This is a genomic window from Hoeflea sp., assembly GCF_984452065.1.
On record NZ_CFHWAF010000135.1, the window covers coordinates 1 to 12,148 of the forward strand.

The 12,148-nt window shown below is 60.4% G+C and carries 15 protein-coding genes; 9 read left to right on the top strand and 6 right to left on the bottom strand.

Going from position 1 to position 12,148, the window contains the following annotated elements:
* The first annotated feature begins 112 nt into the window (after positions 1-112).
* Positions 113-856 (top strand): CDP-alcohol phosphatidyltransferase family protein, encoded by a 744-nt coding sequence (locus tag AC5E6N_RS19735; RefSeq protein ID WP_491691298.1) that lies wholly within the window; start codon positions 113-115, stop codon positions 854-856.
* Here AC5E6N_RS19735 and msrB read toward each other — a convergent pair.
* Entirely contained in the window at positions 844-1,341 is a 498-nt protein-coding gene (gene msrB / locus AC5E6N_RS19740; RefSeq protein WP_491749419.1) for a peptide-methionine (R)-S-oxide reductase MsrB, read from the bottom strand. The genes AC5E6N_RS19735 and msrB overlap by 13 nt on opposite strands.
* A gap of 84 nt (positions 1,342-1,425) precedes the next feature.
* Positions 1,426-2,862, bottom strand: coding sequence for an MFS transporter (locus tag AC5E6N_RS19745; protein ID WP_491749420.1), 1,437 nt, complete (start codon positions 2,860-2,862; stop codon positions 1,426-1,428).
* A gap of 268 nt (positions 2,863-3,130) precedes the next feature.
* Here AC5E6N_RS19745 and argB point away from each other — a divergent pair, with 268 nt between their 5' ends.
* The 3 genes from argB (at position 3,131) to AC5E6N_RS19760 (ending at position 5,074) form a co-directional block, all read left to right on the top strand.
* Positions 3,131-4,036, top strand: coding sequence for an acetylglutamate kinase (gene argB / locus AC5E6N_RS19750; protein WP_491749421.1), 906 nt, complete (start codon positions 3,131-3,133; stop codon positions 4,034-4,036).
* 232 nt (positions 4,037-4,268) lie between these two features.
* The gene (locus AC5E6N_RS19755) at positions 4,269-4,469 is read left to right on the top strand and encodes a hypothetical protein (RefSeq protein WP_491749422.1); all 201 of its coding nucleotides are present in this window, start codon (positions 4,269-4,271) and stop codon (positions 4,467-4,469) included.
* Between the two features lie 8 nt (positions 4,470-4,477).
* Positions 4,478-5,074 carry a Fic family protein gene (locus AC5E6N_RS19760; protein ID WP_491749423.1) on the top strand — a complete coding sequence of 199 codons (597 nt, stop codon included), beginning with the start codon at positions 4,478-4,480 and terminating at the stop codon, positions 5,072-5,074.
* Between the two features lie 15 nt (positions 5,075-5,089).
* Here the strand turns inward: AC5E6N_RS19760 and AC5E6N_RS19765 are convergent, their stop codons facing one another.
* Entirely contained in the window at positions 5,090-5,995 is a 906-nt protein-coding gene (locus tag AC5E6N_RS19765) for an EamA family transporter (protein WP_491749424.1), read from the bottom strand.
* A gap of 83 nt (positions 5,996-6,078) precedes the next feature.
* Between AC5E6N_RS19765 and AC5E6N_RS19770 the strand changes: the two genes are divergently transcribed.
* Complete coding sequence (locus tag AC5E6N_RS19770; protein ID WP_491749431.1) at positions 6,079-6,783, top strand: pyrimidine 5'-nucleotidase; 705 nt, start codon at positions 6,079-6,081, stop codon at positions 6,781-6,783.
* Between the two features lie 38 nt (positions 6,784-6,821).
* On the opposite strand, the gene AC5E6N_RS19775 is transcribed toward AC5E6N_RS19770, so the two are convergent.
* From AC5E6N_RS19775 to AC5E6N_RS19785, 3 genes are all read right to left on the bottom strand, one after another.
* Entirely contained in the window at positions 6,822-7,349 is a 528-nt protein-coding gene (locus AC5E6N_RS19775) for a copper chaperone PCu(A)C (protein WP_491749425.1), read from the bottom strand.
* A 54-nt stretch (positions 7,350-7,403) separates the two neighbouring features.
* Complete coding sequence (locus tag AC5E6N_RS19780) at positions 7,404-7,775, bottom strand: hypothetical protein (RefSeq protein ID WP_491749426.1); 372 nt, start codon at positions 7,773-7,775, stop codon at positions 7,404-7,406.
* An 87-nt stretch (positions 7,776-7,862) separates the two neighbouring features.
* Positions 7,863-8,705, bottom strand: coding sequence for an LOG family protein (locus tag AC5E6N_RS19785; protein WP_491749427.1), 843 nt, complete (start codon positions 8,703-8,705; stop codon positions 7,863-7,865).
* Positions 8,706-8,942: 237 nt separating this feature from the next.
* On the opposite strand from AC5E6N_RS19785, the gene dapD reads away from it, so the two are divergent.
* The 4 genes from dapD (at position 8,943) to AC5E6N_RS19805 (ending at position 12,054) form a co-directional block, all read left to right on the top strand.
* On the top strand, positions 8,943-9,803 hold the full coding sequence (gene dapD, locus AC5E6N_RS19790) for a 2,3,4,5-tetrahydropyridine-2,6-dicarboxylate N-succinyltransferase (protein WP_491749428.1): 861 nt from the start codon (positions 8,943-8,945) through the stop codon (positions 9,801-9,803).
* A gap of 8 nt (positions 9,804-9,811) precedes the next feature.
* Positions 9,812-10,213 carry a DUF805 domain-containing protein gene (locus AC5E6N_RS19795; RefSeq protein ID WP_491691306.1) on the top strand — a complete coding sequence of 134 codons (402 nt, stop codon included), beginning with the start codon at positions 9,812-9,814 and terminating at the stop codon, positions 10,211-10,213.
* A 96-nt stretch (positions 10,214-10,309) separates the two neighbouring features.
* Positions 10,310-11,488, top strand: a complete 1,179-nt coding sequence (dapE, locus tag AC5E6N_RS19800; RefSeq protein ID WP_491749429.1) for a succinyl-diaminopimelate desuccinylase — start codon at positions 10,310-10,312, stop codon at positions 11,486-11,488.
* Positions 11,485-12,054, top strand: a complete 570-nt coding sequence (locus tag AC5E6N_RS19805) for a hypothetical protein (protein ID WP_491749430.1) — start codon at positions 11,485-11,487, stop codon at positions 12,052-12,054. Before dapE ends, AC5E6N_RS19805 begins: the two co-directional genes overlap by 4 nt.
* Positions 12,055-12,148 lie beyond the last annotated feature (94 nt).

Consider the following 12,148-nt stretch of genomic DNA (forward strand, 5'->3'; position numbering starts at 1 on the left):
TGACTGCGTTGGCTCGCGCTTGTGGTGGGGTGGCACCACGGCGCGCAACCCGCCTTGTCAGAGACCAAAATCGCCACGGTCAAATGGTTCACACAAACAATGAAACGGTCTAATGGGCGACAAGCATGAACCGCAACAGGTGGCGATGGCGTGGGCGGTACACGCCTTTACCGCATCGGGCATCGTGCTTGGTTTTCTGGCGCTCGTCGCCATCCTCGACAACGACAAGACCGCGGTTTTCATGTGGCTTGGCCTGGCTCTTTTCGTCGACGGCATCGACGGGACGCTGGCGCGCAAGGTGAAGGTGCGCGAGGTCACGCCGCAGCTTGACGGCACGACCCTCGACAATGTCATCGACTATTTCACCTATGTGGCCGTGCCGGCGATGATGGTCTACTGGTTCGGCCTTGTGCCGGAGGGTTGGGAAACCGTGACGGCGGCGATGATTATGGCCGTGTCCTGCTACACATTCGCCAATACGGGCATGAAGACGTCGGATTACTACTTCTCGGGCTTTCCGGCGCTGTGGAACGTTGTCGTGCTTTACTTCCACATTCTGCAGACGAGCCCATGGACCAACCTGATCGTCATCGCGATCTGCGCCGTCCTGACCTTCGTGCCGCTCAAATATGTCCACCCGTTCCGGGTTGCGGACTGGCGCGGCGTGACGATCCCGATGACCGTGCTTTGGGCCGCGACGACCTTGAGGCTGGTGCTCATTCCACCCGATGTCACGACGGAGCAAAAGGCCTCATCCATTTTCTTCTGGCTGTGGGTGCTTTCAACGTTTTACTTCATCGCGCTGTCGCTGTGGCGCTCCTTCCGGCCGGAACCGGAAGACGATCAGGCGGCCTGAGGCTCAAAAGCGAGAGCGACGCCATTGATGCAGTGGCGAAGGCCTGTCGGCTGCGGTCCGTCGCTGAAGATATGACCGAGATGGCCGCCGCAGCGGCTGCAGTGCACCTCCGTGCGCGGCAGGACCAGCTTGAAGTCGCGTTTGGTGCCGACGGCATCGGGCAAGGCCTGGTAAAAGCTCGGCCAGCCGGTGCGGCTGTCATATTTCGTTTCGGATGCATAGAGCGGCTGCGTGCATCCGGCACAGTTGTAGACACCCTGCCGCTTTTCATAAAGGAGCGGGCTGGTAAAGGGGCGCTCGGTTGCCTCCTGGCGCAAAACGGCGAATTGCTCCGGGCTCAAGCGCTCCCGCCACTCGGCCTCGCTATAGCTGATTTCGAACGTCCCTTCGCTTGCCTCAGCGGGCGCCTGCAACGGCCTGAAGGCATAAAGGCCGCCAAACGCGGCGACGGCAGCGCCGGAAAGCAGAAATGCGCGGCGGTTCATGGGCAACTCCTATGTTGCAGATAATATAGCCATTTTCGCGTTGAACTGCGCATGAACTTTTCGCGAGCGATGGGCGGGACATAATCAGTTATGGGCCCGGTGACGGTGGCGCAGGTCCCGCAAACGACCCGGATCGATGCGGCCGCCGATGAACAGGACGGCAATCAGCAGGCCGAGGATCGCCAGCGATCCGTTGACGATAAATGCACTGCGAATGCCCTCCGTCAGCGTCGGCGCCGTCGCGACGATCGCAGTGTTGAGGCCGAGGCCGATCGCCCCGCCGGCGACATTCGCCATATAGATGATGGCGCCCGCGAGGCTGGCGCGGGAGGGATCGAGCGCCGTGACGCCGGCGGTCGTCACCGACGAATAGAACAGCCCGATCCCGATGCCGAGCACGATCATGCCGGGAACCAGTTCCGCGTAGGTGGATTGGGCGTTGATCGCCGAGAGCAGGAACATGCCGCCGGCCAACCCGGCGGCGCCGACCGACACGATCAGCTTGGCTCCGAGTATCTCGTGGACCCGGCCGGCGACGAACGAAACGAAGGCGAAGGTCAGCATCATCGGCAAAAGGCCTGCTCCGGCGCCGACGGCGGTAAAGCCGAGGCTCTTGGTCATGAACTGCGGCAGATAGAGCAAAGCGCCGAAAAAGACGGCCGCGATCATCAGCGTCGTCAGGGTCGCCATGGCGAAGGTAAGGTTGCGGATGACCGCGGGCGGCACCAGGGCGGTTTCGCCCATGCGGTTTTCGTAGAAGGCAAATCCGATCATGAACACGGCACCCAGGGCAAAGAGCAGCAGGATCACCGGATCGGTCCAGCCGCGATCGACGCCCCAGTCGAGCGCCAGAAGCCAGGCGAACAATGCGAGCGTGAGCGCCACCGTGCCGCCATAGTCGATGCGCTCGTCCGGTCCGCTCGGCTTGTCCCGCGGCACCACCAGCAGAACCGTGACGATACCCAGAAGGGCCACCGGCAAATTGATGAAGAAGATCCACTGCCAGCCCAGCGTATCGGTGAGCGCCCCGCCGATCAGCGGTCCCATGGCATTGCCGATGCCGGCGACGCCGATGACGAGACCGCCGGCAAGCCCGGCCCGGGTGTCGGGTACGATCTCATAGGTCATTCCAAGGACGGCCGGCCACATCAGCGCACCGCCGATGCCCATGATGCCGCGGCAGACAAGCAGCAGGCGGACGTCGGGCGCCAGCCCGCCGATGACCGACGCAGCGGCAAAGATGACCGCCCCGATCAGGAAGATACGCCGCCGTCCGAAAATGTCGGCGAGGCGTCCGCCGGTCACGATCACCACACCGAAGACCATGGCGTAGCTGTTGATGACCCATTGCGCGGTCGTCAGGTCCGAACCGAAGGTTTTCTCGATCGCCGGAATGGCAACGGACAGGGCGGTGAAGTCGTTGGCAACGACAAATGTGCCGACCGCCATCGCGAAGAGGCCGATGATGGTGTTCCTGTCGAGCGGTTCGGCGTTCATGGTGCGGCCTTTCTTCTGTTTCATGCCATCGGCGCGAACGGACGTTCACCGCGTCGCTGCAACTACAAGGGTTGCTTGCAACATCCATATTAAGCGCAACTGGCCGAAGAGCGCCACGGGCATAGATGCCAAAACCCGGGTGGCGATCTGTCGGGAACCGGATTGCCGGTTTTGACTTTGCGGCCGGTCTGCTCGAAGCAGCAACAGGGATTTAAGGCAGATGAAAAGCACAACAGCAATTGCCCTTCGACGCCTTCGCCGCTAGAACGTTCGCAATTTTCAAGAGGCAGCGATGGCCGACAATCAGCACGATCACAGCGAAGACAGCCAGAAACAGGCAAAACTGCTGTCCCAGGCCCTGCCCTTCATGCAGCGCTACGAGGACTGCACCATTGTCGTCAAATATGGCGGCAACGCCATGGGCGATGCGGAGCTCGGCCAGGCCTTCGCGCGCGATGTGGCGCTGCTGAAACAGTCCGGCGTCAACCCGATCGTGGTGCATGGCGGCGGCCCGCAGATCGGCCGCATGCTTTCCGATATCGGTATCGAATCAAAATTCGAAGGGGGCCTCAGGGTCACGGACGAACGCACGGTGGAGATCGTCGAGATGGTGCTGGCGGGCTCCATCAACAAGGAAATCGTGGCGATGATCAATGCCGAGGGCGAATGGGCCATCGGTCTTTGCGGCAAGGACGGCAATATGGTGTTTGCCGAAAAGGCGCACAAGACGGTTGTCGACCCGGATTCCAACATCGAACGCATTCTCGATCTCGGCTTTGTCGGCGATATCGTCGAAGTGGACCGCACGCTGCTCGACCTGCTGGCGAAATCCGAGATGATCCCGGTTATCGCGCCGGTCGCTCCGGGGCGCGACGGCCATACCTACAACATCAACGCCGATACATTCGCCGGCGCGATCGCCGGAGCGCTGAACGCCACGCGCCTCTTGTTCCTGACCGATGTTCCCGGCGTGCTCGATCAGGACGGCAACCTGATCAAGCAACTGACGGTGGATGAAGCCAAGGCGCTGATTGCCGACGGCACGGTCTCGGGCGGCATGATCCCGAAGGTGGAGACCTGTATCCATGCCATCAAGGCAGGCGTCGAAGGCGTTGTCATCCTCGACGGCAAGACGGCCCATGCGGTGCTTCTGGAACTCTATACCAAGCACGGCGCGGGTACGCTGATCGTGCGTTAGTGACTGCTGATGTTGACTGGCTCCCACGCTGCAAGTGCCGCAATGGTGTAGGGATGTTCTTTAAAATGTGATTTGACGTTTTCGGCAGATCAGCTTAGAAAGATGTGGCTCGTAGAACAAGAAGTGAACACTTTCGAAATCAAATCTTAACCGGATCCGGCGCAAAATCGGGCACTTGTCATCCGTGCAGCTACGCGTAGGATCATGTGTGGGAGCTATGTGGAGATGATTGATGGCAGACCGTAAACAGTTTCTTGGTGACGTTCCGGTCGATCCAGAGATCGAAAAGCTCTTGGAAAAAGCTGGCCCTGTAACTGAAGAACAGCTGCATGAGCAACGAATTAGTTTTGCCTTCGGCAATTCTCCTGATTCAGAATTTATCACGAAGGAATCGGTGCGTAAGGCTTCGAAATCGATTCTACTGGCATCTTGAGATCCTAGATGTCAGTTCGAGAGAAGGACGACCCGCAGTTCTTCGCTCGTATTCAGGAGCAGAATCTTCTACGTCAATACGATCTTCTGACAAATTGTACCGAGATAGGACTTCGGCGGGGGATCGAAAGCTTTGATAAGTATACATTGTGGGCATTAAACTATGCCGCTGTTTCTAATATTGCCCAATTTGGCGGGCGGTTTAGGGAACAGCCCATATATGTCGGCGAGCACATTCCTCCGCACTTCAAAGAAGTGCCTCATCTTATGGATCAATTTTTGTCAGTGATTCATGAAAATTGGACAATTATTGAGCATCCAACAATTTTGCCAGCATACGCGCTGTGGAGATTAAACTGGATTCATCCCTTTGTGGAAGGGAATGGACGTACTGCTCGTGCAGCATGCTACTATCTTATCTGCATGAGATACGGTCAATTGCTGCCAGGAAGTAAGATTGTGCCAGAGCGAATAAGGGAAAATAGACAACCATACTACGAAGCGTTGGCCGAAGCGGATAAACATTGGGACAAAGGGCATTTTGACGTATCTGCACTTGCCGCATACTTGCAGGACCTTTTGAAAGCACAACTGGCTGAAGGCTAACGAAAGAGGCCTTCGCTACGCCAGAAGAACCAGGATGATGACGCCGGCGACGATCAGCACGGTGCCGATGATCTCGATACGGGTGACCGTTTCGCGGAATATGAACACCGTGGACAGGAAGGTGAATATGATCTCGACCTGCGCGAGGACCTTCACATAGGCCGCCTGCTGCAGCGTCATGGCCATGAACCATCCGAATGAGGCCGTCGCGCCTGCCGCACCGACGACCAGCGACGGCTTCCAGGCGGCCGCGATGCGCGCGATTTCCGCCCGGTCGCGCAATACCATCCAGACCAGCATCACCACCGTTTGCAGGACGATGACAAAGGCGAGCGTAACGGCCGCCTGCATCATGAAATTCGGCCCGCCGAGCGACAGCGACGCCGCACGGTAGGCGACCGCCGCAATGCCGAAGCCGACCCCCGAGGCAAGGCCGATCAGCGCCGTGCGGCTGAAAACGGAGGTGATCAGGCTTTTCCAGCTGACCGTTCCGTGAGCCACGGAAATCAGCATGACGCCGACAACGGATATCGCGATGGCGAACAGGCTGCCGATGCTGACGGTCTCGCCCAGGAACAGCAGGCCGAACAGCGCCGCCTGCGCCGGTTCCGTGCGCGAATAGGCCGTGCCGACCGTGAAGTTCCGGAACGAGAACAGGTGAACAAGCAGTTGCGTGCCGGCGATCTGCGCGAAGGCGCCGACGACCGCCCAGAAGACGAAGGTGCCGTTCCAGGCCGGCATCGGCATGCCGAAACCGAAGTGCAGGATGGCGACGAAGCACAGGGCAAAGGGAAAGCCGAAGCCGAAACGCACGAAGGTCGCACCCGTCGTGCCCATGACACCCTTGAGGTGCTTTTGCATGGCGGAACGGATATTTTGCAGAAATGCCGCGGCAATGGTGATGGGAATCCACAGTTCCATGAGCCGGCTTTATCACGGCAATTTTCACAGGCCAACGGGTTTGCGGATGCGCAATGGCGGCATCCGTGCCATAAGACCCCATGCTGAAAAACCTGCCCGCCGCCCAGGACTTTGCCGACATCACGGCCTGGGTCTTCGATCTCGACAACACGCTTTATCCGCGCCACACCGACCTCTTCTCGCAGATCGACCGGAAGATGACGGCCTATGTGCAGAACCTTCTCAACCTGCCGCGGGAGGAGGCCCGCAAGGTGCAGAAAGACTACTACCGGGATTACGGGACGACGCTGAACGGCCTGATGAAGATGCACGGCATCGATCCGAACGACTTTCTGGAGAAAGTGCACGACATCGATTATTCGTGGATCGAGCCGCATCCGGAGCTCGGCGAAGCGATCCGCACCCTGCCCGGCCGCAAATTCATCTTCACCAACGGCGACGTGGCGCACGCGGAGCGCACGGCAACGGCGCTCGGCATCCTCGACCATTTTGACGAGATCTTCGACATCCTGGCCGCCGATCTGACGCCCAAACCGGCGGAGGAGACCTATAACCGCTTTGTCTCACTGCACGGCATCGACGGCAGCAGCGCCGCCATGTTCGAGGACCTGCCGCGCAATCTGACCGTGCCGAAATCGCTCGGCATGCGCACCGTTCTGATCGTGCCGCACAATATGGATGTGGCGCTCGGCGAGACCTGGGAGGAGGAAGGCAGGGACGGCGAGCATATCGACTATGTGACCGACGATCTCGCCGGCTTCCTGCAGACCTATATCGATACGCGGTGAACCACGGGCCGGCCATGCCGGCCCGCGGCCTCTCGGCTCTAGTTGGTCTTTTTGCCGTGATGGTGCTTGCCATGGTCCATGGCCTTGGTTCCGGCCGGTTTGACCGGCATCACCAGCTCGACATTTCCGGCTTTTTCAAAGTTCAGGACCACCGGCACCATCTCGCCTTCCTTGAACGGTTCGGGGACCGCCATGAACATGAGGTGATAGCCGCCGGGCTTCAGCTCAACCGTCTCGCCGGCGGGGATGACAAGCCCGTCCGGCAGGGCCCGCATCTTCATGACGTCGTCGACCACCGCCATTTCGTGAATCTCGGTGTTGTCGGTCCTGGGGGTCGTGACGGAGACCAGCCGGTCATCCTGACCGCCCTTGTTCTCAACGATGAGGAAGCCGCCGCCGACCTTTTGTCCCGAAAGCATGGCACGGGTCCAGGGCGCCGAAATATGCAGGTCGCCCGCCATCACCATGGCCGGTTTCATCTCCATCTTGTCGTCGGCAAGAACGGGGCTGGCGGAAAGAACGGCTGCTGCCATGGCAGCGGCAAGGATTGTCTTAAAAATACGCATGGGAATCTCCATTGTGTCAGATCGTGTTGCACCGCAAGCGGCGGCATTTTGAGATCAGACTGAAAACGGAGGTCCTCTTATTGCGCGCACGGCGCCGTCCGCGCCGCGCGCATAGGCTTCAAGATGTGTCGCGAACCGCCAGTCGAGAAGCGCCTGCGCATGAAGCAACAGCGGCGTCTCAACCGGATGGAGCGCCTTTGCATGTTTTTGTCCGGCAAACGTGCCACAGGCGACGAGACAGGGGCAGTTGCCGTGTCCGCCGGCCGGCTGGCCGGGCTCCGGAGCAGCACCGTTCTGCGCGCAGATGACGAGGGAAAGCCCGCTTTGCTGCGCCCGCAGTTCGGAAACCGGCTGCAGCAAAAGCGCGGCAAGCACCATCACGCACAAAACGGCGAAACAGGCGCCTTCCGTTCGTAAAGCAGTCATCACAGACTTTCGCGACCCGGTCATGGCACCTGTATAGCGCGCCGGGAAAACCTGGCGCAAAAGGACAAATTGCAGCAGGCGGCGGCCTTAAAGCCCGTAATGCCCGGCGATCATGTCCCAGGCCTCGTCCGCGGTTTCGACAAACCGGATGAGATCGAGATCGTCGGGCGAGATCGTGCCGAAATCCGCCAGTTCCTCGAAATTGATGACCTTGCGCCAGAACTCGGCTCCAAAGAGGATGAACGGCACCCGCTCCATGCGTCCGGTCTGGATCAGGGTGAGGGATTCGAACAGCTCGTCCATGGTGCCGAAGCCGCCGGGGAACACCGTGATCGCCTTGGCCCGCATCAGGAAATGCATCTTGCGGATGGCGAAATAGTGGAAGTTGAAGCACAGTTCAGGCGACACATATTCGTTCGGCGCCTGTTCGTGCGGCAGGATGATGTTGAGGCCGATCGATTCGGCCGATTCCTCCGCGGCGCCGCGATTTCCGGCCTCCATCACACCGGGCCCGCCGCCGGTCACGACAACAAATTCGCGGTTGTCGCTCTCCATTGAATGGCGCGAGCAGATCTTTGCGAAGCGGCGGGCTTGCTCATAATATTTGGATGCAGCGGACAGGTTCCTGCGCTGCGTGTCATTGCGCGCCGCCCACGGGTCCTTGCCGGGTTCGGGAATGCGCGCGCCGCCGAACATGACCACCGTGGAGCGGATACCGCGCTCGCTCAGGAGGATTTCCGGTTTCAAGAGCTCGAGCTGCAGACGGACGGGCCGCAGATCCTCACGGCACATGAAATCATCATCGGCAAAGGCAAGCCGGTAGGCAGGCGCCTCGGTCTGCGGCGTCCGCGGTACCCCGGCTGCGCGCATCCTGTCCGTTCGGTTGTCGAACAGCGGATCCCAGACATCATCCTTGCGTTTTGCACCCATGACTTTACTTTCACTCCACTCGAGGATCTATGCCGCACCGTGTGCCGATTGACGCCCCGCCCTTCCTCGCTTAGAGCATGAGCCGGCATGCAACACGTCCGTGCGGACCACTGCGACGCCGCACATGCCCATGCAAATTCGGCGCAGTAGCACAGAATATGACATTCCCGGCAGGCAACAATGGCTGCCCCCTACACTATAACGTGACCGTTAAGGAATAACTCCAAGGACAAGGCCATGAACGAACCCGACCTCGCAGAGCTGGAATCCATCATCGACGCAGCCTTCGATGACCGCAACACTGTGGATACCGCAACGCGCGGCCAAATCCGCGAGGCCGTCGATGAGGCCCTGAACCTTCTCGACCACGGCACGGTCAGGGTGGCCGAAAAGGGCGCGGACGGCAATTGGAAGGTAAATCAATGGTTAAAAAAGGCCGTTCTTCTTTCGTTCCGCCTCAATCCGATGGATGTCATCAAGGGCGGCCCGGGCCAGGCAAGCAGCTGGTGGGACAAGGTGCCATCCAAATTCGACGGCTGGAGCACACATGAGTTCGAAAGGGCCGGTTTTCGTGCCGTTCCCAACTGCACGGTCCGCCGTTCTGCCTATATCGCGCCGAATGTCGTGTTGATGCCGTCCTTCGTCAATCTCGGCGCCTATGTCGGCGAAGGCACCATGGTCGACACCTGGGCAACGGTCGGCTCCTGCGCGCAGATCGGCAGGAATGTCCATCTTTCCGGCGGAGTCGGCATTGGCGGCGTGCTGGAGCCGCTGCAGGCGGGACCCGTCGTCATCGAGGACAATTGCTTCATCGGCGCGCGCTCCGAGGTGGTCGAAGGCTGCATCGTGCGGGAAGGCTCGGTGCTCGGCATGGGCGTCTATATCGGCCAGTCGACCAAGATCGTCGATCGCGAAAGCGGCGACGTGTTTTACGGCGAAGTGCCGCCGTATTGCGTCGTTGTCGCCGGCTCCATGCCCGGAAGCAAGCCGATGGGCAACGGCAATATGGCGCCGCATCTTTATTGCGCCGTGATCGTCAAGCGGGTCGACGAAAAGACGCGCTCCAAGACCGGCATCAACGAACTGCTGAGGGATTAGAGCGAGTTGTGGGCGAAGACAAACAGGCCCTGCCGAAACCACCTGCCCCGGCCATGCGCTGGTTCTTCTTCAGCCCGTCCGGTCGCATCGACCGGCTGCCGTTTCTTCTCGGCCTGCTGTTTCTGACCGCGGTCAACGGCTTCCTGTGGAACCGGCTTGTGGCGGTTCCCGAGGAAAGCACAGCCTTCGTCTTCTGGAGCTTCGTCGCATTTACCTTTGCACTCGGATCCATCTGGTCGACCGTCGTCATGGCGATCAAGCGGCTGCACGACATGAATGTGCCCGGCGCGGTCGCCATTTGCCTCTTTGTCCCGGCGGTTTCAATCCTGACGGTTCTTGTCCTTTGTGTGTGGCCCGGAAGCGGCGGGCCAAACCGTTTCGGTGAGCGGCGAAACCGCCCGAAGCAGTAGCTGCTCCGCGACAGATCACGCCGCATGTCAATTTGTGAAGTGGTTCCGTCCGCCAACGCTTCAATTTAGCCGTGAATCGGTCTAGAGCTTTGCGTCATGACCGATCCGATCGCCAATCTGACCGCACTGGTGCGTTGCGCCTCGGTAACGCCCGCAGATAACGGCGCGCTGGGCGCGCTGACGGCCATGCTCGAACCGCTGGGCTTTGCCGTAGAATGCGTCGCATTCGAGGAGGCAGGCACGCCGACGGTTCAAAATCTTTATGCACGCCTCGGGTCCGGCGGGCCGCATCTCATGTTCGCCGGCCATACCGATGTCGTTCCGCCAGGCAACATGGACGACTGGACGCATCCGCCTTTCGAAGCCGCGATCGACGGCGGCATGCTGTTCGGGCGCGGCGCCGTCGACATGAAGGGCGGCATCGCCTGCTTCGTGGCGGCGGTCGCAAGGCACATCGCCGCCCATGGCGCGCCCCGGGGCTCCGTTTCGCTGCTGATCACCGGCGACGAGGAGGGTCCCGCGATCAACGGCACGGACAAGCTGCTTGCCTTCGCCGCCCATCGCGGCGAAGAATGGGACGCCTGCATCGTCGGCGAGCCGACCAATCCGGACGCGCTCGGGGACATGATCAAGATCGGCCGCCGCGGCTCAATGAGCGGCGCGCTGACCGTCAACGGCGTGCAGGGCCATGCGGCCTATCCGCATCTTGCCGACAATCCGGTCAGGGCCATCATGCCGATGCTCGAGAGCCTGATGAACCCGGCGTTTGACAACGGCAGCGACGCGTTTCCCGCGACGAACCTTGAAATAACGACCATCGACATCGGCAATCCGGCGGTCAATGTCATCCCCTCTCAGGCCACGGCCGCCTTCAATGTGCGCTTCAACGACAGCTGGTCCGCGGACAGCCTCAAAGCCGAGATCAAAAGGCGGTTGGACGAGGCCGCATCGGATACGCGTTTGAGGCCCGGACGAGACAAGGCCGAGTACGCGCTTGCCTGGCGCGACCGCCCCTCGCCGGTCTTCTTGACCCGCGACGAACAGCTTATCGAGACCCTTGCCGGCGCGGTCGAGGCGCGCACTGGCAAGCGCCCGGAACTGTCGACAACCGGGGGGACCTCCGACGCCCGCTTCATCAAGGATTACTGCCCGGTCGTCGAGTTCGGGCTTGTCGGCCAGACCATGCATATGGTGGACGAGCGCGTCGCCTTGTCCGACCTTGAGGGACTGACCGGCATCTATGAGGAATTCCTGCAACGCTGGTTTGCGCCGTGACAATGCCCTCGATCAACGAGATCGCCGCCTATGTGACCGGTGTCGTCAAAATGGCGCGCAACGAGGCGGAAGGCCTGAACTATCTCGATCTTTCCACAAGCGGGTTCTGGCGGTCCTTTTGGGCCTATGCCTATTGTCTGCCCGCTTTTCTGACGTTCTGGCTGTCGGAACGGGCGGTGCGGCTTGCCACCGTGCCGGATGAGGCGCCCGGGACGGGTTTTTTCCTGCGGTCGGTCCTGTCGGATGCCGTCGGTATTGCGCTGGGCATTCTCGCCGTCGCGCTTGTCGCCCGGCCCATCGGCATTGCCGACCGTTTTGTACACCTCATTGTCTCAGCGAACTGGCTGTCCCTGCCGCTTGCCTATGTCATGGCGGCGGGAACGCTGCTGACCATGGGAACCGGCGGCGAAAGCGGCTCGTTTCTCCTGCTGATCATCATCCTGGGGGCGCTGGCGGTGAGCTGGAGGGTCTTCCGGGTGGCGCTCGGCGGCGACGGTCTGCTTGCCTTCGGACTGCTGGTGCTGATGGAACTTGTCTTTGTCATTACGAATGTCGTTCTGGGATAGCTCAGGCGTCCTTCATCTCGCACTAGAGCGAGATGAGGCTAGCTTGAATCATTTGATGGCGGAAAATCGGTTCACTCGGCAAGGCGCGTCGCGC

Excerpts from the sequence above, each read along its gene's own strand:
- AC5E6N_RS19780 (WP_491749426.1), bottom strand. The coding sequence starts at position 7,775 with ATGACTGCTTTACGAACGGAAGGCGCCTGTTTCGCCGTTTTGTGCGTG.
- argB (WP_491749421.1), top strand. The coding sequence starts at position 3,131 with ATGGCCGACAATCAGCACGATCACAGCGAAGACAGCCAGAAACAGGCA.
- AC5E6N_RS19775 (WP_491749425.1), bottom strand. The coding sequence starts at position 7,349 with ATGCGTATTTTTAAGACAATCCTTGCCGCTGCCATGGCAGCAGCCGTT.
- AC5E6N_RS19785 (WP_491749427.1), bottom strand. The coding sequence starts at position 8,705 with ATGGGTGCAAAACGCAAGGATGATGTCTGGGATCCGCTGTTCGACAAC.
- msrB (WP_491749419.1), bottom strand. The coding sequence starts at position 1,341 with ATGAACCGCCGCGCATTTCTGCTTTCCGGCGCTGCCGTCGCCGCGTTT.
- AC5E6N_RS19760 (WP_491749423.1), top strand. The coding sequence starts at position 4,478 with ATGTCAGTTCGAGAGAAGGACGACCCGCAGTTCTTCGCTCGTATTCAG.
- AC5E6N_RS19735 (WP_491691298.1), top strand. The coding sequence starts at position 113 with ATGGGCGACAAGCATGAACCGCAACAGGTGGCGATGGCGTGGGCGGTA.
- dapD (WP_491749428.1), top strand. The coding sequence starts at position 8,943 with ATGAACGAACCCGACCTCGCAGAGCTGGAATCCATCATCGACGCAGCC.
- AC5E6N_RS19765 (WP_491749424.1), bottom strand. The coding sequence starts at position 5,995 with ATGGAACTGTGGATTCCCATCACCATTGCCGCGGCATTTCTGCAAAAT.
- AC5E6N_RS19745 (WP_491749420.1), bottom strand. The coding sequence starts at position 2,862 with ATGAAACAGAAGAAAGGCCGCACCATGAACGCCGAACCGCTCGACAGG.
- AC5E6N_RS19755 (WP_491749422.1), top strand. The coding sequence starts at position 4,269 with ATGGCAGACCGTAAACAGTTTCTTGGTGACGTTCCGGTCGATCCAGAG.
- dapE (WP_491749429.1), top strand. The coding sequence starts at position 10,310 with ATGACCGATCCGATCGCCAATCTGACCGCACTGGTGCGTTGCGCCTCG.